Source organism: Clostridium sp. Marseille-P2415, from assembly GCF_900155545.1.
GTDB lineage: Bacteria > Bacillota > Clostridia > Lachnospirales > Lachnospiraceae > Lacrimispora.
Map to the genome: position 1 here is coordinate 1,233,504 of NZ_LT732526.1, position 23,025 is coordinate 1,256,528.

Genomic DNA, 23,025 nt, shown 5'->3' on the forward strand with positions numbered 1-23,025 from the left:
AGGAAAATAACAATGCAGAATTCTTAAAAAAACATTAGTTTTTTTAGTCGGAAACCCCTGTTTTTTAAAAAATGGAGGTAATGGACTTACATATTTTCCGTAAAATATTTCCAATGCGGTGAAAAACATTTCCATCCGGATGGAAATCCTCATCCACTTTGGCTGATGCCTCTTCCGCCTTATCCTTAATTTCCTCAGTTCGCAGAATCATCTGGATGCTCCGGGGAGATGGATTCTTTTCCGATGTCATGGATACCGGGGAAGCTTCTAAATCAACGTTTAAGATGGTGGTATCTTCTATCGTGTACTCATCCCATTTATCATCAATCGTGCCCTTAATGGTATCCTTGGCGTTTCTCAATATATCCGTCTGGTTTAAGCCGTTCCCTGCTTCGTCCAACGCACCTGCCAGGCCGTTTAAGGTTTTTTCCGTGCTGCCGTTTAAGGAATCTCCTACTGTCTTCATCTGGTTCTCCAGAGAACGGAAGAATACATTCATGGAATCCACGCTTCTGGAGGCGCTGTCCGTCATCTTTCCCACATCATTCAAAGTGGCAATCAAATCATCATGGTGGCGGTTTAAAATGCCATTCAGCTCATCCACAGAGCCTATTAAGTCATCTGCAGTATCACAGATATTACCCACAGCACTGGCTGCGCCCAGGGCTCCGTCAACAGCACCGTTTATGTAGCCCTTTTCTGAGTATATATCCGTTAAAAGCATTTCTGTCATTCCCAGCATATCTCCCAGGTCTCCAGTCAGGCCCGCACCGCTGTTAACAATCTGCGGAAGAAGCTGGGCCAGAGGGCCCGCGGCCTCCAGCATGGCCTTGGAAGCTGCGCCCGGCGTGGCAGTCTGACCGGTTCCCAGGGAAGAGGCCAGATAGCCGGTAAGAGCCTCAATTTCCGTTACAGAGTAGTCCTTTTCATTAAATAAGTAGGACGATATCTCATCCTCGTCCGCCAGTCCCTCACCTTTTAGTTCCTGTATCAATTCCTCTAAGTCCTCTTCATCCGCAAATCCCGCTGCCGATGTCTCCAGAGTGCCGGCCAATGCCGCCAGCTGGGGAAGGGCCTGCCCAAGTTCCGCCAGCTCTTTTGCCAGCTTCTGCTGCTGGGCCGTCAAGGTGCTTAAACGCACTTCTATCTTTTTCACCTGTGCGAAAAATGCCTGCGACTTCAAATCCGCCTGGGAGCCGCGCGTCATTTTACGCAGTTCTTCCACTTCATCTCTCAAATCCCTGACATTGTCCTGCAAATCGCCCAGATCCGGTGACAGATCATCAAGAATCGCCACCATATGATTTGTCTGGGCTCTGATATCATTTAAGGCGTTCTTTGCATTCTGTGTGTGATTATAAAATGGCTTTAAGGTCTGGGATAAATCATCAAGCGCTGCCAGAGCCTCATCGGCATTCTGATACACCTTTCCCTTGGAATCGGCAAATATCTGTCTGGTACGGTCCAGTCCTCTGAGACCGTTTGCTGTATCGTCGATGCTTTTCTGCATATTTCCCATGGTGTCCAAAACCACATCCAGGCTGTCGCTGATGGAATCCGCCGAATCCTCAACTGTTTCCTTGGCATCCCTTAAATCCGCAACCTTATCAAGCTGACTCACCGTTAACGGAACCATCGCAAATACCAAGCCGGAAAACTTGAAATCCTCCGTGCCGATACGGATGGAATAATGGCCTTCTTCCCCGGGAAGAGCAAAGAAAACCACCGTGTTTAAATTGCCGACCGTCTGAACCTGGGCTCCTTCTGCCTCCAGGCTTAAGTTTTTATCCATATCCACAACTGTGCTGGCCATCAGGGTCATGTTATTCCGGTAGTAATCCGAAAGTCCCTTGTTTGGAGTCAGATCCACATTGACCTCTATAAGCCCCTTTTCTCCGGCCAGTTCCTCAGCCTTTCTGTCCACCCCGTTTAAGCGGTATCCGACTTTGATATCCCAGGGAAGCCGTGCCTTTTCTACCTCGGTCTGCCCTTCAAAATAAAACTGGCTTCCAGCCTCTTCCGGCGTAAAGGTGATGGAACCATCCGCTCCTATGAGAGGGGTGGAATGATCCGTCAGGTTTATGACCTTATCATAGGTACCGTAATCCACTACCTTACTGTTGCCATTCAGCCGGTAATTCTTGACAATGCTGCTTTCCTTTATCCCCCCATAGGGATCCATGGTCACATAAAGGGTCTCATCGCACTGAGGGATATCCGGCGATGCCACAGCCGGCAGCACGGACTGAAGGGAGAAAATTGCCGCCATGCCCATGCTTAAGATTCTTTTACTCTTCTTCATGATCATCATTTCCTTTCCTCTTAATTCCTGCAAATTTAAAACGCCGTTTTTCCTTCCTTTTCGCTGCCCGAAGCTGCTGCTTTTGGATCTGTTTGTCAAAGGTGCTTAACAGAGCCGGAAGAAGGGAGAGTACCAGCACCATGCTGAGAACCGCACCTCTTCCCACCAGGCGCCCCACCTGGGAAATGGCCTGTATGGACGACGTAAAATACAAAAGATAACCAACGACCGTCAGGATTCCTCCTGATGTCAGTATGGAAAGTGTGCTCTTGGATATGGCAGCCGCGGCGGAATCCGTATTGTTCATGTTCTTCCGGAATCCCAGGTAATTATTTGTCATCAGAATGGAATAATCAATGGTAGCTCCCAGCTGCAGACAGCTAACTATGATGTAGCCGATGTATACCATGCTGTCTCCCATTACATAAGGAAGCGTCATATTCAAATAAATTGCGACCTCGATCGGAATGATGACAAGAATCGGAACCAAAACGGACTGAAAGGTTGCAAATACCACCAGCGCGACTCCTGCCAGGGACAGCATTGAGACCTTATTGTAGTCATCGGTTAATATGTCACGGATATCGATGGTCGTGGGAGTCATACCGATCACATAAGCATTTTCCGGATAAAATTCCCTCACCGTACGTTCCAGCCTCTGGCTGCAATCAAATGCATACTGGCTCTCCTGCACCGTATTCATGGAAATTAATAGCCTGGCGTACCGCTCGCTGCGAAGCTGGTCACTGACTTTTTCCGGAAGAAAGCTTTCCGGTATCCCCCTGGGAAGCGTACCTGACATGGATATGGCATAATTTATAAAATCCAGATCTTCCAGAGCATCCGTCAGCTCCCGTTCCTTCACCAGGTCACCGTTCGGAACAATTCCTATAATCATGTTGGATTTTCCGAACTCGTCGTTAATGGCCCTGGTATCCTCGTAAACCCTCGTTCCCGGTCCGGCTCCGATGGCATCATCACCGTAATAAAAAACATTCATATTCTGCCCGAAGTAGCATGGGACAGCCAGAAAGATTGCAATAACAAAAACCGGCTTCCGTATGCGGTTCATCCATTTTGCAAACCGGTCGAAAGAGGGAATGAACGGTTTATGAGCGGTTTTTTCGATCTTGTCATTAAAATGCAGGATCAAGGTGGGCATGAGGAACAGTACTGTGGCCAAACTGCAGATGATCCCTTTTGTCAGCACGAACCCCACATCCTTGCCGATGGTAAAACGCATGAAGGCAATTACAATAAATCCGACAATGGTCGTGGCTCCGCTGGCAAGAATGGAACTGCAGGATTCCTTCACTGCAAGCTCCATAGCTTCATGAATTTCAATGCCCGTATTTTTAATTGCTGTAAAGGTATGTAAAAGGAAAATAGAATAATCCATGGATACCGCCAGCTGCAAAATGGCAGCCGTGGAAAACGTAAAAAAGGAAATTGTACCGAACATCAGGTTTGACCCCATATTCAAAATGATCGCCACAACCATAACAAAAATGAACAAAAAAGGTTCCATCCAGGACGTTGTGGTGAGGGTTAGAATCAGCCAGATGATAACCAGCGCCATACCGATTGCCATGGTAATTTCTTTTGTAATGGACTCTTCGCGTTCCTTGCTGGATACGGCACTGCCTGCAAAAGCTCCTCTGTCTTTTCCCACAATGCCATAAATACCCTCCACCGCTTTCCGGGTCATGGGATCGTTGTCGCCGCCCTCAAAAATAATATCCAGCAATGCATAGCCATCATGATAATAGTCATCCATGGAAAATGCGTCCAAAGACATCATATCGGTAATTCCCTGGTTTATAAAGGAGGAACCCATATAGACATCTGTAGTCAGATCCGGTCCTATCACCAGGTCCACACCTTTTAAATCGGAAATCTGGCCCCTTATTTTTTTTGCTTCCTGAAGGCTGACATCCCTTATCATGATCCGGGCCATCCCAGGATATCCGAACTCATCCTCCATCACATCAAGAGCCTGTTTGGTCTGGGCAAACTGCGGCAGATACTCGCTTAAATCGTAATTGACCTTTACAAAAGGAAAGCAGACTGCACAGATAAAGGTCCCAAGAAAGAAAACAGTCTCAATCGATTTTCCCTTAAACACAATAAAATGTACGATTTTGTTAAATAAACTCCTATCCTTTTTCATATCTCCTCCATGATCCGTCATTATTCCACTAATAGATACAATATTGACTTTTCAACATGTGTACATTATAATACTCGTGTAAATAACTTTCAATAATCAATATTCCCTGATCGTTCTACTAACAATCACAGGATTTTTTTCAGTATAATACTCAACAGTTCTTAATAAAGTGTTCATTTTCAAAAGGATTTCAGCACCCAAGAACAGAAAGAAAACGCATAAACACATTTGGAGGAATGATATGGAAATGCAAAAACAGGATCGCCGTATCCGAAAAACCAGGAAATTGTTAAAAGAAAGCCTTCTTGAACTCATGGAGAAAAAAGACTTCAAAAATATTTCTGTGAAAGACATAACGGAACTGGCTGATTTAAACCGGGGCACTTTTTATCTGCATTATGCAGATACCTACAGCCTTTTGCAGGAAATGGAAACCGAAGTCTTAAATGATTTCCAGGACATGGTCAATAACTGCCGGTATGCTTTCAAAAAGGACTCTCTGCTCCCCGTTGTCATTCCCATCATTCATTATATCGAAGAGAATAAAAAGATATGTAAAATCCTTTTTGAAAACAGCGCATCCAATGATTTCGTAAACCGCTTTCATACTCTTGTTTTGATAAACGGTACGGAAATTATTAACGAACAATGTCCCGATGCAAGCGAAGTTACCCTGAAATATTTTCTGGAATTCATCACCTATGGTCTGACAGGTGTCTTAAAGCAATGGCTTGATACGGGCATGCAGCAGCCCAAAGAAGAATTGGCCGAATTCATTGACAAGGTGATCATGGGAACCGCAAAAAAACTTCTTTCCGTATGAAACTAAGACGATTTTTTCCAAGTTCTTATTTTTCGACAAAAATCAACCGATATATAGTTAGTGATGTTGGGCAGCAGCTGATTTGGATCCTGCATCAATAAATACATAAGGATGATCATTATGCCAAAACTTACAAAAACAGAAAAAGCGAAAATCCCCGATACAAAACTCAAAAAGGGGAAACCCGCAAAAACCAAACAGAAAAAAGCGAAACCAATAAAAGCACCAAAAGTCAAGGGGAAAAACCCCTTTTCCAAGAACAAAAAGGCGCTTGTACTGCTGGTAGCAGCCCTGATGGTCGTGATCGTAGGAGCCGCTGCAGCCATTATTCTGCTTACCTTACCCAAAAAAGTCCGTACCGACGAAAAAGCGGCGGAAGCACCGGCCTATTACTTTTCAAAAGAGGAAGGGATTTCTTCTGTAACGGAAGTTGTGGGAGAACGTAACTTTGAAAAAGTGACCGTTCCGAAAACCGCTCAGACAGAAAGTACAGAAAGCGAAGAGCATGGATCAGAAGACAGCCAAGGCAGTCAGACACAGGCAGCAAAGGAATCCGGCGAAACTACGGCTGAGTCAAACGGTCAGGGGGAAACATATAAGTATCTTAACGTTGACGATGTATCCGCTGATTTAAAAAGCTACCGGAGTTACTTAGAGGAGGAAAAGAACTTCATTGATGTGACCGGTAAAAAGCAGACAACAGAGTCTTCTGCTGAGGAATCGCAGGAAGAAAGTACTGAGTTTTACCAGTTTGCCGGACCGTCAAAGGATTCCGACTCTTACCTCTCCATCACCCTTGAATCCGAGACAGGAAGCTATACCGTAACTGCCTGTAAGGAAAAGCAGTCATGGAACACATATTTTAAAGATATCTGGAACCAGCAGAAAAAGGAAATTGAAGATTACGAAAAAGTACCAAAGGCAACCAATACAATTGAAAAGGCAGAAGAAACCGTCCGTGCCCAGGGACAGGAAAAGCTGGGCCTGCCGGAGGCTGCTGATTCTTACGAATTCATTGCAGCCCCGGGAATTTCAAAAATTGACGGAAAAGATTACTATACGGTCAGAACTTACAAACGTCTGCCGGATGACACTCTGAGTTACGTTGCCACCTATTTATTTGACTACAACACCAGCAACGTTGCCTTTCAATATAACGAAGCAACAAGAGAAATCACTCCGCTTAAATAACTGCGGAAAAGAAAAAGACGGAGCAGCCACATGTGGCCTGGCTCCGTCTTTTTCTTTTTAAGTCTTATTCTTACCCTTTCACGCTGCCAGCCGTAACACCGCCAATAATGAATTTTGACAGGCATAAATATATGACAGCTACCGGAACGATGGCGATCATTATGAGCATGTAGACCTGACCTAAATCAAACTTCAGGAAATCCGCGCTTCGAAGCTGGGCAATCAAGATCGGCAGGGTCTTTTTTGTATTGGATTTCAAAACCAGTGATGGAACAAAATAATTATTCCAGGAAGCTACAAATGAGAAAATACCCTGTACGGCCAGTGCCGGCTTTACGATGGGAATTACAATGAAATTAAAGGTATAAAATTCATTGGATCCGTCAATTCTGGCAGATTCCACAATTTCCAGAGGGAGATTGCTCTCAAAATAAGAAATCATGAAATAAAACACCACCGGTGCCGCCATGGATGGAAGGATAAGCGGAACAAAACTGTCCATCAGCCCCAATGTGTTGATCAGTCTTAAAAAGCCAAGAGTCGTCACCTGAGTCGGTATCATCATAATCAGAATAATAAACAGATACACAGCTTTACGCAGCCGGAATTCATACGCATGAATGGCGTATGCCGTCAGCGCTGAAACATATACTGCCAGCGCCGCGGAGCTGCCTGCGATCAGAATGCTGTTGGTAATTCCATAAATGACCGGAAGATTTTTATTATGTAGTACATTGTATAAATTTGAGCCAAAGGAACTGCCCGGTATAAAAGAGAATCCCTTTGAAATTTCCGGATGAGACCTGGTGGCATTTATGATCAGACAATAAAAGAAGAAGAGACACAAAAACGTCAAAAGTGACAATACCACATAAGCAACAGCCTTTTTTAAGTTCATCATCTTGCCCATTACTTAAGTCCCCCTTTCTTTTTACCGGCACCGGTCAGCACATAGAATACGATCAGGCTGAGTATGGCTGTAATGATAAACAGTATTACGGATAACGCACCTGCCATGCCATAATTTTTGCTGTACAGGTGGTTATTTAAGAACATAATCAATGTGGTACTGGTTCTGTCCGGGCTTCCTTTTGCATTGGTCAGCACCTGAGGCACATCAAACATCTGCAGCCCTCCAATTAAGGAAGTTATCAGCACATAAATAAAAATAGGCTTAATGGTCGGCATGGTTATCTTCGTAAAAGTCTGCAAAGACGTTGCTCCATCAATGGAGGCCGCTTCAAACAGGGAAGCATCCACTCCAAGAATTGCCGCCATCAAAAGAATCGTAGTATTTCCGAACCACATCATAAAATTCATCAGCCCGATTAAGCCCCTGGTCCCCCAGACTGTGGCCAGAAAGCGGATAGGACCATTCGCTATCCCCATTTTGATCAGAAGGTTATTCATAGGCCCGTCATCCGAAAACAGAGCAAAAAACAGCATGGCAAAAGATGCCGCCATGATGACATTGGGCAGGTAAATGACAGTCTTAAAGAAGCTGCTTCCTTTTAACCGTAACCTGAAATCAGCAAACCAGACTGCCAGAATCAGAGAAATAATGATCTGCGGTATAAAACCGATGATCCACAAAATCATGGTATTGCCCATATATTTGAGCAGATCACTCTGAAAAATGGATACATAATTTTGCAGCCCTACAAAATTGGGGCCGATCTGAGTCAATCCGGAGCGGTAATTTTCGAACAGGCTGTTATAAAAAGTATTTACCAGGGGGATAAAGGAGAATATAAAATAAGTGGCAAAAAATGGTATCAGAAAAATATATCCCCATTTCGAATAGCTGACTTTTTTTCTGGTCTTTGCCTTTTTTTCTTTTACCATAGCAGAACCTCCTGATTCTATGCAGGACGGGAATATCCCGCACTGCACTTCTTAAAACTACTCTGTTTTTAATTCCGGATATTTTTCGGTAATTGCAGTGTAAAAATTCTTGATTGCCGTATCTTTATCAACGGTTCCATTAAAATAATCACGCATAGCAGTCTGGAATTCTTCATTAAGACCCTGGTCATAAGGAGAAATTTTACTCATATCAATTTTCTCAGCTGCATCACAGTACATCTGGAACGGGTTCTGTCCTCCGAGGAAGTCAGACTTATAATCGCTTTTTGCCAGTTCTTCCATAACGGCCTTGTTGTTTACAAAATCATTCTTTTCTTCTACGATCTTTTTCATGGTAGCATCATCACAGCAAATGGTTTTCATGATATCTGCCACGATATCCGGGTTGTCGGTCCCATTGGCCGCACAAAGCCAGGTGCCTCCCCAGTTATAGGACTCCGGTCCGGTGGTAGCTGCCCAGTCGCCGTAGCAGCCATTTCCAACTTCCTGCTTTCCTCCATCCGCTTCTGCTTTTGCGAGGGAGTTCTTAGCGATGGTGAAATCCACTCCCCATGCAGGCATGAAGTAGCCGAATACTTTCCCTTCCGGTCCCTGGCCTGCCGCCCATTCCGCTGACCAGAGGATCGTCTTCTGGTTGTAGCCCTTATCCGTATAATTTTTTGTCTGCTCCACCCATTTTTCCATGTTGGGATCAATGACTACCTTGTTTCCATCCACCCATGGAGCGGAAACATTATTAGAGAATGTACGATAGGTATCATCAAAACCGGATACCATATAATATCCTTTTTCCTTCATCTTCTCTGCGGTCTTATCAAAGGTATCCCAGTCATTGATTGCCTTTTGAACTTCTGCCGGATCGTCGGTTCCAAGCACATCCTTGGCAATGGAGCGCCGGTAAATATAAAGCCCTGGGCAGCCCTGCCAGGAAATACCCTTCTGTACACCGTTGGTATCCTGTGCGATTACCTTGGTATAGTCATATTGTTTGGACATATCCTGGTCCGTAATGCCGACCTCCTTTAAATCCAGGGTACTGTCGGAATTCACATATTTCAGAATGTAATCCGCCTCAACTAAGAACATATCTACCTTTTCATCAGCCGCTGCATCAGCCTGATTTAACAGAGCCTCATCAAGGGCGTTCTGATATGCATTGTTTTCACTAGGCGTAGTTACAAAGTTTACCGTATAACCGGCCGGCAGCTTTGAAGCGTAATAATCTTCATATCTATCCTTGAATTCATCGTTCCAGACGTAAATATTAACAACTTTCCCTTCCGCGCTTCCGGTATCCTTTTCCGAAGCAGCTTCCTTACTTGTGCTCTCAGGATTTCCGCTTCCGCTCCCGCTTTCACTCTGGGTGCTCTGGGAACCGCAGCCTGCAACCAATGAAACTGCCATAGCCGCACACAACAATCCACTAACTACTTTCTTCTTCATATTACCCTCTCCTTTTCTGATATGAACTATCATAAAATATTTGCATATCCAACCGATTCCCCTTTTAACAGCTCTCCTTCCACAATGATCTGTTCCGTAAAAGTCGTTTTGGGTTTTTCGATGGTGCTTATTAATTTTTTAGCGGCCTGCATACCAATGGCGGCCGTATCCTGGCGTATGGTGGTCAGCTTGGGATTCAAAAGCTGTGATATCCTGCTGCCATCATATCCGGCAATGGAAATATCCTCCGGGACCTTTAGGTTCCTTGCCCGTATTTCATTTAATCCACCGATTAAAGCTGTATCATCCGGGTATAAAATACAAGTAGGCGGATCCTTTCTGTCCAGCAGTTCTCCAGTGCATACCATAGCCTGGCTGACATCCAGATAATCTGCTTCCAATACATAATTGTCCGGTATTTGCAGTTCATGACTTTCAATAAACCGGTAAAAGCTGGTGAGTCTCGCCTTTGTAACGGTCGTACTCATCTGTCCATGGATATACGCAATTTTCCTGTGCCCATTCTCATAGATGTATTCCATCAGACTCTGGATTCCCTTAATGTTATCGGATAAAACCGAGGAGCAGTTTTCATGGATGTGGTCAACAGTAACCACGGGAATTCCGCCTCCCAAAAGGTCAATTACCTCCGGATTATCAAAATTTACACAGGCGATTACCACTCCATCCACATTTCTGTATTTGCAGTGATCATAATAAGAGACTTTTTTCTTTCCTATCTGACCGTTGATAAACGTTATATCATACCCCTGTTTCTCCGCTTCGACCTTAAAGCCTTCCAGTACCGCTGCAAAATACTCATGGGTCAGGCCGCTGTTGGCCTCGTCTACAAACAGAACGCCAATGTTGTAGCTTCTGTTTGTCTTCAAGGACCTTGCTGCTGCGTTCGGATAATATCCCAGCTTTTCTGCTGCCTTTTTGATCTTGGTTTTTGTACCCTCCCCGATGTCGCTCTGGTCATTGAGTGCTTTGCTTACTGTGGCAACGGATACTCCGCAGTGCTGCGCCAGTTCTTTCATAGAAATCATATGTCTCATCCTTTTTACTTAATCGTTTTCGCATTTCCAATATACCCCTTCCTGGCTAAGAAATCAATATATTTTAATTTTTTCATCTAATATATATAGATTATACTGTTCAATTTTGTGCATTTATACCAATCCCCCCATGGATTCAAATTTATTTTTCGAAATACCTCTTGTAATTTTAAAATGAATGCGCTATTATGGCCGTATAACTCCCTTATTTTTTTCTTAATCGTTTTCGAAAAATGTCGTTTTTAGTAAATGGGTCATCCGAACAGAAAGGAGTTATTCTATTATGAGATATGGTTATTTCGATGACCAGGAAAAGGAATATGTCATTACAGTCCCGGATACTCCGCTTCCGTGGATCAATTATCTGGGCAGTGAAAATTTCTTTTCCCTGGTATCCAATACCGGAGGCGGCTACAGCTTCTATAAAGATGCAAAGCTGTTAAGGCTGACGCGGTACCGCTATAACAACGTCCCGCTGGACAGCAACGGACACTACTATTATATTAACGAAAACGGCACCATCTGGAATCCGGGATGGCAGCCGGCCCAGACTCCTCTGGATTCTTATGAATGCAGGCATGGTCTTGGGTATACCCGCTACAGCGGTAAAAAGAACGGCCTGTCCGCAGCAGTTACTGCCTTTGTTCCTTTAAACGATCCTTGTGAGATACATAAGGTAACGCTCAAAAATGAAAGTGAGGAGCCAAAGGATTTCACCTTGTATTCCTATGTGGAGTTCTGCTTATGGAATGCAATGGACGATATGACCAACTTCCAGCGGAATTTAAGCACCGGAGAGGTAGAGGTGGAAGGCTCTGTCATTTATCATAAGACTGAGTACCGGGAGCGGCGCAATCATTATGCTTTCTACTCCGCAGGTACAGATATCCAGGGCTTTGATACTGACAGGGACACATTTATCGGTTCATACGGTTCAAACCAGAAGCCGCTCATGGTGCAGATCAATGCCTCCGGTAATTCCATTGCCAGCGGCTGGTCTCCCATCGGCTCTCACCGCTTAACGTTACACTTAGATCCAGGGGAAGAGACCTGCCTGATTTTTGTATTGGGCTATGCGGAGAATCCAAAGGAACAAAAATGGAGCGCTCCCAATGTCATCAACAAAGAGCCGGCCATGGCTGTTCTGTCAAAATATGAGACAGTCCGGCAGGTTGACGAGGCCCTTGCCGCATTAAAGCGTTACTGGGAACAGCTGCTCTCCAATTATTCCGTCACAATGGCCGATGAAAAAACAGCGCGCATGGTAAACATCTGGAACCAGTACCAGTGTATGGTGACCTTCAATATGTCCCGTTCCGCCTCCTACTATGAGTCAGGCACCGGACGCGGCATGGGTTTTCGGGACTCCTGCCAGGATCTGCTTGGGTTCGTACATATGATTCCGGAAAGAGCCAGGGAAAGAATCATTGACATTGCCTCCACCCAGTTTGAGGATGGAAGCGCCTATCACCAGTACCAGCCTCTTACGAAAAAGGGAAATATGGACATTGGAAGCGGCTTTAACGACGATCCTTTGTGGCTCATTGCCGGCGTATCGGCTTATATCCGGGAAACCGGAGACTTAAAGCTGCTGGAGGAATCCGTTCCTTTTGATAACGACGCAGAGAAAAGCCAGCCGCTTATGGAGCATTTGAGGCGGTCCTTCCGCTTCACCCAAACCCATCTGGGACCACACGGTCTGCCCCTTATCGGGCGTGCTGACTGGAATGACTGTCTGAACCTAAACTGTTTTTCCACAGAGCCCGGGGAATCCTTCCAGACCACCGGACCCTCGGAAGGGCCTGTAGCGGAATCCTTAATGATTGCAGGAATGTATGTAAAATACGGAAAAGAGTATGCTGAAATTTGCCGCATGATGGGATTGGAAGCCGAAGCAAACGAAGCAGAAGCTTCTGTAAAGGAAGTGTACGATGCCGTGATTCAATCCGGCTGGGATGGCAGCTGGTTTTTGCGGGCCTATGATGCATTTGGCCAGAAGGTCGGGTCCGGGGAATGCAGGGAAGGACAGATATTCATAGAACCGCAGGGATTCTGTATCATGGGCGGCATCGGAATTGAAGAAGGTCTTGCAGAAAAGGCTCTGGACAGCGTAAAGGAAAAGCTGGATACTCCATATGGGATCGTTTTATTACAGCCACCATACAGCAGCTATCAGGAAAACCTGGGAGAGATTTCTTCCTACCCGCCCGGTTATAAAGAAAACGCAGGAATCTTCTGCCACAATAATCCCTGGATCTCCATTGCGGAAGCCATGATTAGAAGAGGCAACCGGGCTTTTGAAGTTTACCGGCGTACTTCTCCGGCCTACACGGAGGACATCAGTGATATCCACAAAGCAGAACCTTATGTTTATGCTCAGATGATTGCCGGAAAAGATGCGGCTCATTTCGGAGAGGCCAAGAACAGCTGGCTGACCGGAACCGCTGCATGGTCATTTGTATGCATTTCCCAGTATATTTTGGGAATCCGGCCTGGTTTTAACGGTCTGATCGTAGATCCCTGCCTGCCGGATTCCATCAGGGAATTTTCCGCAGTCCGGAAATTCCGGGGAGCGGATTACCATATCCATGTAGACCATACCAACCGGAACGGCAGCGGGATTATCTCCTTTCTGGTGGATGGAAAGCCGATAGAGGGAAATGAAATCCCCTATGTGGAAGGGAAAACAGAATATCATATCTCCTTAATTTTGGGGTAAAGCTGAGGGCAGAACCATTTACGTGGCTTCTGCCCTTAAATTCCGGCTTCTGCCCGCTCTTATCTGCATATTCCTGAATCACGGGCATTTATTGTGGAATAATTGCAGACTCATTTGAATTTTTGTGATATAGTAATCATATAAAAATAATGGATAAGGAGATGTTACCATGGAATTTTTACAGTTGGTGAAAGAACGGCATTCCGTCAGGAGGTTCAGCGACCGGAAAGTAGAACGTGAAAAGTTAGATTTGATTCTGGAGGCAGGGAGAGTTGCCCCGACTGCAGTGAATTATCAGCCGCAGCGCATTCTTGTTATCGACAGCAAAGAAAACCTGGACAAATTAAAATCATGTACAACCTATCATTTTCATGCTCCGCTGGCATTATTGGTGTGCTATGACTCCACCGCCAGTTGGAAAAGATCTTATGATAATGAAGACATGGGAGCGGTTGACGCCAGCATTGTTACCACCCAAATGATGCTTCAAACCGCAGAATTGGGATTGGGCAGTACCTGGGTAGGCCATTTTGACCCGAAGCAGATACGGACCGCTTTTGAGCTTCCTGAATATCTGGTACCTGTCGCTCTGCTCCCCATTGGCTACCCAAGAGAAGATTCGGCTCCGCACCCCCTTCACGGAAAACGGTTTGATATGGACCATACCGTTTTCTTTAACTCTTTTAACGGCATTACGGAAGGGAAACAAAACGAAAAATAATTACTCCTTTAAAATCCCTCTTTTTTTCTGACCGCTCTTTGACCAGAGCCGGGATCCGAAAGAAAAGAGGGATTTTACATGTCCGGTTTTATGCCTGTTCCTCATCAAAAGCATTGAGCGCTATGGGCAATGACTGGATAACTGCATTCCCAACGGCAGGTAATCCCACTAAAATGCTGCTTATGATTTCTTCTCTTGACGCCCCATGGGATTTTGCCATTTTTACATGAAAAGGCAATCCGCTTTCCAGTCTCACCGCAGCCATAACCGCTATATAGGCTAGCTCCTCTGTTTTCTTATCCAGCTTACTGGCAGCATCCAGCTTCTGCACGGCTTCCATCCACGCCTTTTGTGCCTCGGGTGCCTGTTCTTCAAATACTAAAAACGCTTTGCTTACCTGCATGTTGATACACTCCTTCTAAAAATAATCAGATTAAATCCTGCCGCTCAAAATACTCCTTCCACGCCGGAAGTTTTCTCATGCTGTTTTCCGCAATTTTAGCAGCAGCTTTTTCGTCAAATCCCTGTGTCTTCATTACGAAACGAATCATTCCGGCTTTCTTTTCTTCAAAGGACTGCATGGTGCCATCCGGATTTGCGCAATAAATACAATAATCCTTCTGCACATCGCCTCCGGGAAAATCAGATGCCTTGTCCATAGGCATTCCACAGGCTATACATATTTTCATATTGCCGGCCTCCTATTTTTTGATTAATGTTAAATAAGTGTTCATAATATCCTGCGCATATCGTTTTAAAACCGGTTCTTCCGGCGAGAAGAAGTCCTTATTCCACAGGTAATAATGGATCAGGCCCAGCCATGTATGAAACAGCATGTGTACCGGAACGTCTTTTACAATCTTCTTCTCAATCTCCTGTTCCAATACACGGTTAAAATGATGGGCAACGGCTGACTGGGTCTCTGCAAATGTATACTGCACCTCTTCAGGCAGCAGACTTCTCTCAGTGACCAGCCGGATATAAAATTCCTCATGCCGGATCAAAATATCCAAATGGGTTTTCAACAATTCTTCGACATTGCTGCTGGATTCCGCCAGATCATGGATTTCCAACGCGAAAGCTGTCCCAAAATTTCCGACCAGACACTCTAACAATTCGTTTAATGATTGGAAATGAGCAAAGATCGTTCCGTGGGATAATCCGGCTTCCCTGGCAATCACAGCTGTCGCAGCAGCGAATCCCTGTTCTGAATATACACGGTATGCTGTTTCCATAATCTTCTGCCGCGTGTTTTCTTTTTGTAATTGTCTTTTTGATTTCATTTAATGACCACCAACTCATTGAGTATATACTCACTATATATTATTTTTTATGAAAAGTCAAGCCTGATCCAGGTAATTTGCTGCGTTCCAGGCAGCAATGGGCAATCTTTAGCATCAACCCTCATATACATACAACATAAATTAAAATTCACTGCGTTCGAAACGGACAGGGGGGAGTTGTCATGGAAAAGATACTGGATAATCAGTATTATGACCTCATTATCAGCAACGCTATGATACCGGAATTGGATACCGGAGATAACATTACAATGCTGAACGATCATCATTCTTTGCTGCATATACACAAAAATAACATGGAGTCTTGTGACTTGGGTCAGCATCCTTATGAAAATTTTCCGTCTCTTTTCACGCTTAATTCCAAAGTCAGCGTGGAAAAATCCGGTATCGGTAATATCCAGAGGCTTCCCCAATTAAATCTGTTTGGGCTGGGCGTAATAATCGGTGTAATTGATACTGGTATTGATTACCAGCATCCGGCATTTCGGAATCAGGATGGAACCACCCGAATTCTCTCCATATGGGACCAGACAGACCAGGATGGCCGGCCCCCTGAGGGCTTTACTTTTGGTTCGGAATACGGCAGAAATCATATCAATACCGCATTGAAATCCAAAACCCCCTTATCCATGGTTCCCATCACAGATACACACGGGCATGGAACTGCGATCGCCAGCATAATCTCCGGCTCTCCGAATGAAAAACGATCTTTCACCGGCATTGTTCCCCAGACCAAACTTGCAGTCGTAAAATTAAAAGAAGCAAAACAAAATTTGAAAGATATTTTTTTTGTTCCGGAAAAGGCCTTATGCTATCAGGAATCGGATATCATACTCGGTATCCGGTATCTTATGTCTCTTTCCGAAAAATTAAACCGCCCGATTGTTATATGCATTGCCATGGGTAGCAGCCAGGGCGGCCATGATGGAAACGGCCCGATCAGTACCTACTTAGATCACCTGGTACACCTGCCCAGAACCGGCATTGCGGTCGCAGCCGGCAATGAGGGGAACCGGTGCAGGCACTATTTTCACAATTCCACTTCAGTGCCTTACAGCAATGATTTTAATTTAAATATAGGGGAATACGATAGAAAATTTACAATGGAAATCTGGCCATTTCCGCCCGGAAAGATCACCATTGAAATTTCATCACCGAACCGGGAATACGTTCAAAGTATCTATCCATCCATAAGTGACTGCCAGAAGTTCAGTCTTACATTTGGTCAAACCACCATTTGGATTAATAATATCCTTCTGGAAGGGATCAGCGGCGACCAGCTGATATTAGTGCGTTTTGACAAACCGATTCCCGGAATCTGGCATTTCCGTATCAGAAGCATTGAATATGAGCCATTTTCTTTTCATTCCTGGCTGCCTTCGGGGAACCTTATTTCAAATGAAACCTATTTCTTTGGTTCAACCCCGGATACAACCATTACAGCTCCGGGAAATGCCAGGAATCCACTTACCGTAGCTGCCTACAATCAGTTCAATAACAAAATCCTGGAGGAATCCGGAAGAGGCTATACAAGATTCGGCCAGACGAATCCGGATATCGCCGCTCCAGGCTATCGGATCCCCTGCGCAATTCCGGGAAATGAGTATGGGGTCATTACAGGTACCGGAGCAGCGGCTGCCCATGCAGCAGGCGCGGTGGCCATGGTCATGGAATGGGGGTTCTGCAAGGGAAATAATACTGCTGTCACCGGAAACCAGATTAACCGCATGATCATCCGGGGGGCACAGCGGTTCAACACATATACTTATCCCAATAATATCTGGGGATATGGCCAGATAGACGTATATAAACTGTTTAAACGGATATCCGTAATTTGATTTATTCAATAAAATAACAGTACAAAAAAGGGGCTGCCGCACTAAATAATCAGTGCACAGCCCCCCATTCAGCTGCTCAGTGGATGACTGACAGCCTTTCTTTTATAAAATATCATTGCAACAATGCCGCCCAGGCAGGCAATTCCCGCCAATAACAGATAGCCCAGCCGAATACCGGCTGCAGTGGCCAACGCTCCTGTAAAAACAGGGAATGTTGTCATACCGGCGGCATATACTGCCTGGAATAATCCCATGGCTGTTGATTTACTGCCGGCCGGAATTCCCTGCATTGCCTCCGAGGCAGCAAAAGAAAACAGGATACCAGTGGACAGCCCCGGTAAAATCTGCAGTATTAAAAGCATATGTATACTTTTAGCGGATGGAACCAGTACACAATACAATGCCACAATGGCTAATACCGCCGGAATCCAGAACCCCGGACCTTTGCGCCTGCAGGTGGCGGAAGCGGCAAAAGCGGCAAAGCCTACTGCTGATATCATATAGATGATGGACGATATCCCAACAAGTCCATCCGATGCACCAAGCTCCTTTAAGATCTGGTTCGTAAATGACATGGCCGTCGTCAGCTGGATCCCCTGCTGGATCAAGGCTATGAAAGCAAACAGCCATAAGCGTTTGATCTTACATACGGAAAGCAGCTCCCTGACAGGTTTTATTCCGGTATGGGAAGCCGGTTCCCTTATCTGTGCCGAAAGGAAAAATGCCAGCAGACCCGCACAGATGCTTAAAAAGCAGATTCCTGTCATGCCTACCTGTTTATAGCCGACTGTACTGCACAGGAAGCCAAGAAGCATTCCAAAATTGTTAAACAGCACGATCCGGCTTGTCGCTGTCTGCTGATCCCCGGCAGAAAAATGATTTGTGTAGAAAACCATAAAAGAAATCCACATGGCGGAGGCCAGCCCGGAGAAAAGGTTGGCAACCAGGAAACCCGGGCCATTGCACCAGAATATGCGGAAAACAGATGCTAATCCGGAAGCCAGGGTTCCGGCCATAATAAAGATCTTGTGCCTGCCCGCAGAATCAGCACATAGTCCTATGGGAAACCGAAACAGCAATTGGGAAATTCCATAAGCCCCCACGACCATTCCTGTAAATGCACTGCCAACTCCCCTAAGTGTCAGATAAGTAGTCTGGTAGGGAATATATACATATTGTGCAAACCAGAACAATGATACCATAGCAAGAAAATGAATTTCCTGTTTACGTGTAAATGTAAGTTCGTTCAAAGTCTTTCCTTTCATTTCATTTTTCTTTCCGCTGAGCGTACTCTTCTAAAATCCTGTGAATGTGAACAGCCAGGTACATCTCCTCCTGCCGGGCCAGCCTGGAATCAAATTTTTCCTTAATAAAGATACCGATCTTTTTCACACAATCATATTCCCTGGGACAGCTCTCAAGTACATGGGTATAAAAAGAATCTTCATAATCATATAAATCCTGACTGCCGTTTACCAGCCTCTGGGCAAAGAGCCGCAGATGAGTTACAAACCGGGTGTAACCGATCCCGTCCTCATCATAAACGATAGAAAAATTGTATTTTACGATATCCAGAATCCCCTTGACTGTTTCAAATATTTTCTGGTTGTCGGTACTATAAGAGTTATTCGTTTGAGCATTGATAAAATGAAAAGCGATATTTCCAGCTTCATCCCGGGGCAGCTCTACCTGCAGCTGCTCCCTCACAAGCTGCAGGGCATATAAGCCGACCTGGTATTCATTCGGGTTAAAACGTTTCAAGGTCTGTGTGTAAAAATTCTGTATCAAAATCCCCTCATTGTGTCTTTTTACCGCAAAAGACAGATGGTCTGTAAGTCCCAGGTAAATGTGCTCCATCAGTACCATTCCATAGGTTTCAATGGCATAATCAATCACCTGCTTGGCCAGTTCAAAATATGTGCTGTCTATTTCAGAAGCAAGCCGAATGATATTTTTGGAAACAGACCGGTCTTTTAAGACAAATACCTTTTCAATATCTTCGCTTTTCAGATGATGCCCAATGGACTTATTAAATCCGATTCCCTTGCCCATCAGGATCACTTCCCTGCCATTGTCATCCAGTGCCAGCAGCAGAGAATTATTCATTACCTTTATAACCCTCATAACCCAACCCCATTTCTGTTATTTAGAGTTCATTTCCATTGGTTTCGATCACATGCTGATACCACAGGAAACTGTCTTTTTTAATACGCCGCAAATCCTTTAAATCATGATCATCCCGATTGATATAAACAAACCCGTAACGTTTCCGGAAACCTTCATGGGAACTGAGCAGATCCATAAAAGACCAAGGAGAATATCCCAGCATCCGGACTCCGTCTCCGATGGCCTGGCTGCAGGCCAGAATGTGCGCTCTTAAGTAGTCAATCCGGTAATCATCGTGGACCTTCCCGTCTTCTGTCAGGGTATCGGCAGTGCCCAGTCCATTTTCCGTTACGATCAGGGGAAGATGGTATTTCTGATAATAACTGTTTAATACGGTCCGAAGGCCCAGGGGATCGATCTGGGCTCCATATTCACTGGAAGCCAGATGCCCGTTCTTTATATGGTGGAAATAGCCGTATTGGTCAAAATCCACCTCATTGATCGGGAAAGCCCTCTCCCCTGCGGGATGCTCCTTATCTGCCGGAAGATACCTGACACAAAGGGTCCGGTAATAATTCAGTGCGATAAAATCCATCCTGGCATCCTTTAAAATTTCCTCATCTCCCGGTTCCATAGCCGGTACAATATTTCTCTCCTTTAAATAACCCATGTAATAACCGGGGTATCGGCCGTAAAAATGCATATCCAGGCAATAATCCGTCTTGAACCAGTCGTTCATCCGGGCTGCCCATACGTCTTCCGGCCTGTTGCTTTCCGGATAGGTGCAGGTGGAGGATACGGCCGGGCCTATCTTACCGTCCGGTATGATGGAATGGCAGGCTTTTACCGCCAGGGCATGTGCGAGGAACATGTGGTAGTCCATCTGGGCCCTCTGCCGGTCAGCTTCCCATGCATCGTCCGCGGTGATGTTCACCCTCTCATTTACCCGTACCATAAGATTCTGCTCATTGTGAACCTGCCAGTAGGTGACTCTGTCTCCAAAGGTCTCGAAACAGATTCTGGCATAGCGTTCAAATGCTTTTACGCATTCCCTGGATTCCCAGCCATTATATTTTTCCACAAGGGCATAGGGAAGGTCAAAGTGATACAGTGTGATAAACGGCTGGATCCCCTGCTTAAGCAGACAGTCAATGATTCGGTCATAGAAATCAATGCCAGCCTGATTGACTGTTCCGTCCCCGTCAGGTATGATTCTGGCCCAGGAGATGGAAAACCGATAGATCTGCAGTCCCAGCTCTTTCATCAACCGGATATCTTCTTCCCAATGATGATAGAAGTCACTGGCGACCTTACTGTCAGCCTGCTTGTCGGAGCGCTTAAAGGAATTTACATCGGCAACGGTCATGCCCTTTCCGCCTTCAGCCCAGCCGCCTTCGATCTGAAACGCTGAGGAAGACGCTCCCCAAAGAAAATTCTTTGGAAAATCTGCTTTTATTCTTTCCATATCTATTTATCCTTTACTGATTTTTTTTAATCGCTATCACCGGTTTTTCAAGAGAAGCTCCGGTTCCTGTTATACCGGTAACCTGCTTGAAGGCAGCGGTATTGCTGATGATAATCGGAATGATGGTATCGTAACCTTCCTTTTTCAGGGCAGCTAAATCGAAGGAAAGGATTTTGGTTCCCTTCTTGATATGTGCTCCTTCTTCTACATACTTTTTAAAATGCTTTCCTTCCAGCTGAACCGTATCAATGCCCACATGAATAATCATCTCAACTCCGTTATCCAGCATCAGTCCCAATGCATGGAGAGTCGGGTAAATCAGGGTAACCGTACAGTCCTCCGGGGCAATAACTTCACCCTTTTCCGGTATAATTGCGACTCCATTTCCCAGCGCCATGGAAGAAAAAACCTCATCATTTACCGATGTCATGGGAACTGCGGAACCTTGGACCGGTGAGCCTATTAATACATTTGCTTCAGAAATTATATCCGGATCATCCGGTGCTTGGGCAGATGCATCAGCCATAGTCTGCACAGATGTTTCGGCAGATGCAGAAGATCTTGCATTCTTCGCAGCAATATCATCAAAGCCAAAAAGGTAGGTCAATACCATTGCGCCAAAGAAAGATACGGCAACGCCGATCAGGTAATAAACAAATGGTTTCATTCCAAAGGCCGCATAGGTTGCAAAGGTAAGGATACCGTTATTGGCAAAGGAATCACCATACACGCCGCCAATTCCCATGATCGCACCACCGACCGCTCCACAGATGATCGCATAGATCATAGGCTTTTTTAACCGAAGGTTACAGCCGTAAATGGCCGGCTCCGTGATACCGCAGACAGAAGCGGAAATCGCCGCAGAAGCTGCAACTGTCTTTAAATCCTTACTTTTCGTTTTCAGCATAACACCAAGGGCTGCACCGCCCTGGGAGAAATTTGCCGCACCTGCAAATGCCAGCAGGTTTTGATGGCCGAACTGCGCTACGTCATTGATCCCGATGGGAAGCAGGGCCCTATGTGCTCCGAAGATTACAAACACACACCACATACCGCCTATAAAGGCACCGCAGACTGCAGGACTTAAATTCATCAGTCCGGTGTAAATAAAGTTAATGGCATCACCAATGTAGATGCCGATGGGACCAAATACCATAAAGGTTGCTGGTATCATGACCAGCAGGGAGATGCCGGGAACCAGAATAATCTTCAGCACCTCAGGTATTATTTTTTCTAAAAATTTCTGTACATATGCGAGAATAAATACCCCGATAATGATGGGGATAACAGAAGACGTATAGCTTGCTTTGGTAATGGAAATACCGAACATGCTCACAGCCTCTTTCCCTGTCATCAGGGTAACAACAGCAGGATAACACATGGTTCCGCCAAGAGCCATGGCAATAAATTCATTTGCCTTAAATACCTTGGCACTTGTATAGGCAAGAATGACGGGCATGAAATAAAACAGAGCATCCGTGGCAGCCATGATAAGAATGTAAGTCTGGTTGACCGTGATATCCATTCCATGGTTGGAGGCCGTGATCCTGGCTATGGTTAAAAATCCTTTTAAAAGTCCGGAGGCAGCAATTGCCGGAACCATGGGAGTAAAGATGGCGGAAACAGCAATTAAGATCCGGTTCCAGACAGAAACCTTCTCTTCGCTGCTGTCTGCACTTTCCTCCAGCGACAGCATAGGCATAATTACATCATAAACTTTCGTGACCTTTGTTCCCAGCACAACCTGGAACTGCCCTCCGCTTTCTACTACGGAAATAACACCTTCCAGGTGTTCAATGGTTTCTCTATTTGCCTTTTTCGAATCTTTTAATTGAAATCTTAATCTGGTAAAACAATGGGTCAGTCCCATTACGTTTTCCGAACCGCCGACGTTTGTTATGATGTCTTTGGCTATTTGATTATAATTCATTATCTTAACCCCTTTCAAGTGTTTTCTTATCTTATCATTTGGCCTGAATGACAAAATAAAAAGACCCGATTAAACTATCCGAATCATAAGAC

Annotated in this window: 18 protein-coding genes; 5 read left to right on the forward strand and 13 right to left on the reverse strand. The window is 45.2% G+C overall.

The window, feature by feature from the left end; translation table 11 throughout:
- Positions 1–64: 64 nt before the first annotated feature.
- Positions 65–2,302, reverse strand: a complete 2,238-nt coding sequence (locus BQ9856_RS10680; protein ID WP_077613340.1) for a hypothetical protein — start codon at positions 2,300–2,302, stop codon at positions 65–67.
- Positions 2,289–4,472 (reverse strand): efflux RND transporter permease subunit, encoded by a 2,184-nt coding sequence (locus tag BQ9856_RS10685; RefSeq protein WP_077611017.1) that lies wholly within the window; start codon positions 4,470–4,472, stop codon positions 2,289–2,291. The genes BQ9856_RS10680 and BQ9856_RS10685 overlap by 14 nt, the downstream gene beginning before the upstream one ends.
- A gap of 241 nt (positions 4,473–4,713) precedes the next feature.
- Here BQ9856_RS10685 and BQ9856_RS10690 point away from each other — a divergent pair, with 241 nt between their 5' ends.
- Together BQ9856_RS10690 and BQ9856_RS10695 are read left to right on the forward strand one after the other, a co-directional pair.
- Positions 4,714–5,295, forward strand: a complete 582-nt coding sequence (locus BQ9856_RS10690) for a TetR/AcrR family transcriptional regulator (protein WP_077611018.1) — start codon at positions 4,714–4,716, stop codon at positions 5,293–5,295.
- 120 nt (positions 5,296–5,415) lie between these two features.
- On the forward strand, positions 5,416–6,486 hold the full coding sequence (locus BQ9856_RS10695; protein ID WP_077611019.1) for a hypothetical protein: 1,071 nt from the start codon (positions 5,416–5,418) through the stop codon (positions 6,484–6,486).
- 70 nt (positions 6,487–6,556) lie between these two features.
- Here BQ9856_RS10695 and BQ9856_RS10700 read toward each other — a convergent pair whose 3' ends face one another.
- From BQ9856_RS10700 to BQ9856_RS10715, 4 genes are read right to left on the reverse strand one after another with little or no spacing between them, the layout of a single operon-like run.
- Positions 6,557–7,396, reverse strand: coding sequence for a carbohydrate ABC transporter permease (locus BQ9856_RS10700; protein ID WP_077611020.1), 840 nt, complete (start codon positions 7,394–7,396; stop codon positions 6,557–6,559).
- The gene (locus BQ9856_RS10705) at positions 7,396–8,331 is read right to left on the reverse strand and encodes a carbohydrate ABC transporter permease (protein ID WP_077611021.1); all 936 of its coding nucleotides are present in this window, start codon (positions 8,329–8,331) and stop codon (positions 7,396–7,398) included. Before BQ9856_RS10705 ends, BQ9856_RS10700 begins: the two co-directional genes overlap by 1 nt.
- A 57-nt stretch (positions 8,332–8,388) precedes the next feature.
- On the reverse strand, positions 8,389–9,795 hold the full coding sequence (locus BQ9856_RS10710; protein WP_077611022.1) for an ABC transporter substrate-binding protein: 1,407 nt from the start codon (positions 9,793–9,795) through the stop codon (positions 8,389–8,391).
- A 29-nt stretch (positions 9,796–9,824) separates the two neighbouring features.
- Positions 9,825–10,844 carry a LacI family DNA-binding transcriptional regulator gene (locus BQ9856_RS10715; RefSeq protein ID WP_077611023.1) on the reverse strand — a complete coding sequence of 340 codons (1,020 nt, stop codon included), beginning with the start codon at positions 10,842–10,844 and terminating at the stop codon, positions 9,825–9,827.
- Positions 10,845–11,136: 292 nt separating this feature from the next.
- Here BQ9856_RS10715 and BQ9856_RS10720 point away from each other — a divergent pair, with 292 nt between their 5' ends.
- A complete protein-coding gene (locus BQ9856_RS10720; protein WP_077611024.1) occupies positions 11,137–13,572 on the forward strand; it encodes a GH36-type glycosyl hydrolase domain-containing protein in 2,436 nt (811 codons plus the stop codon).
- Between the two features lie 169 nt (positions 13,573–13,741).
- Positions 13,742–14,293: a nitroreductase family protein gene (locus BQ9856_RS10725; RefSeq protein WP_077611025.1), complete on the forward strand. Its 552-nt coding sequence runs from the start codon at positions 13,742–13,744 to the stop codon at positions 14,291–14,293.
- 88 nt (positions 14,294–14,381) lie between these two features.
- Here BQ9856_RS10725 and BQ9856_RS10730 read toward each other — a convergent pair whose 3' ends face one another.
- Genes BQ9856_RS10730 through BQ9856_RS10740 form a run of 3 tightly spaced genes read right to left on the reverse strand, consistent with a single transcriptional unit; the run spans position 14,382 to position 15,576 of the window.
- On the reverse strand, positions 14,382–14,696 hold the full coding sequence (locus BQ9856_RS10730; protein ID WP_077611026.1) for a carboxymuconolactone decarboxylase family protein: 315 nt from the start codon (positions 14,694–14,696) through the stop codon (positions 14,382–14,384).
- Between the two features lie 25 nt (positions 14,697–14,721).
- Positions 14,722–14,982, reverse strand: a complete 261-nt coding sequence (locus BQ9856_RS10735; RefSeq protein ID WP_077611027.1) for a zinc ribbon domain-containing protein — start codon at positions 14,980–14,982, stop codon at positions 14,722–14,724.
- Positions 14,983–14,994: 12 nt separating this feature from the next.
- The gene (locus BQ9856_RS10740) at positions 14,995–15,576 is read right to left on the reverse strand and encodes a TetR/AcrR family transcriptional regulator (protein WP_077611028.1); all 582 of its coding nucleotides are present in this window, start codon (positions 15,574–15,576) and stop codon (positions 14,995–14,997) included.
- Positions 15,577–15,758: 182 nt separating this feature from the next.
- Between BQ9856_RS10740 and BQ9856_RS10745 the strand changes: the two genes are divergently transcribed.
- Entirely contained in the window at positions 15,759–17,432 is a 1,674-nt protein-coding gene (locus tag BQ9856_RS10745; RefSeq protein WP_077611029.1) for a S8 family peptidase, read from the forward strand.
- A 68-nt stretch (positions 17,433–17,500) separates the two neighbouring features.
- Here the strand turns inward: BQ9856_RS10745 and BQ9856_RS10750 are convergent, their stop codons facing one another.
- From BQ9856_RS10750 to BQ9856_RS10765, 4 genes are read right to left on the reverse strand one after another with little or no spacing between them, the layout of a single operon-like run.
- Complete coding sequence (locus BQ9856_RS10750) at positions 17,501–18,682, reverse strand: MFS transporter (protein WP_200801289.1); 1,182 nt, start codon at positions 18,680–18,682, stop codon at positions 17,501–17,503.
- A gap of 16 nt (positions 18,683–18,698) precedes the next feature.
- Positions 18,699–19,556, reverse strand: a complete 858-nt coding sequence (locus BQ9856_RS10755; protein WP_077611031.1) for a PRD domain-containing protein — start codon at positions 19,554–19,556, stop codon at positions 18,699–18,701.
- A 22-nt stretch (positions 19,557–19,578) separates the two neighbouring features.
- On the reverse strand, positions 19,579–21,003 hold the full coding sequence (locus BQ9856_RS10760) for a glycoside hydrolase family 1 protein (RefSeq protein WP_077611032.1): 1,425 nt from the start codon (positions 21,001–21,003) through the stop codon (positions 19,579–19,581).
- 13 nt (positions 21,004–21,016) lie between these two features.
- The gene (locus BQ9856_RS10765; protein ID WP_077611033.1) at positions 21,017–22,933 is read right to left on the reverse strand and encodes a beta-glucoside-specific PTS transporter subunit IIABC; all 1,917 of its coding nucleotides are present in this window, start codon (positions 22,931–22,933) and stop codon (positions 21,017–21,019) included.
- Positions 22,934–23,025: the final 92 nt, after the last annotated feature.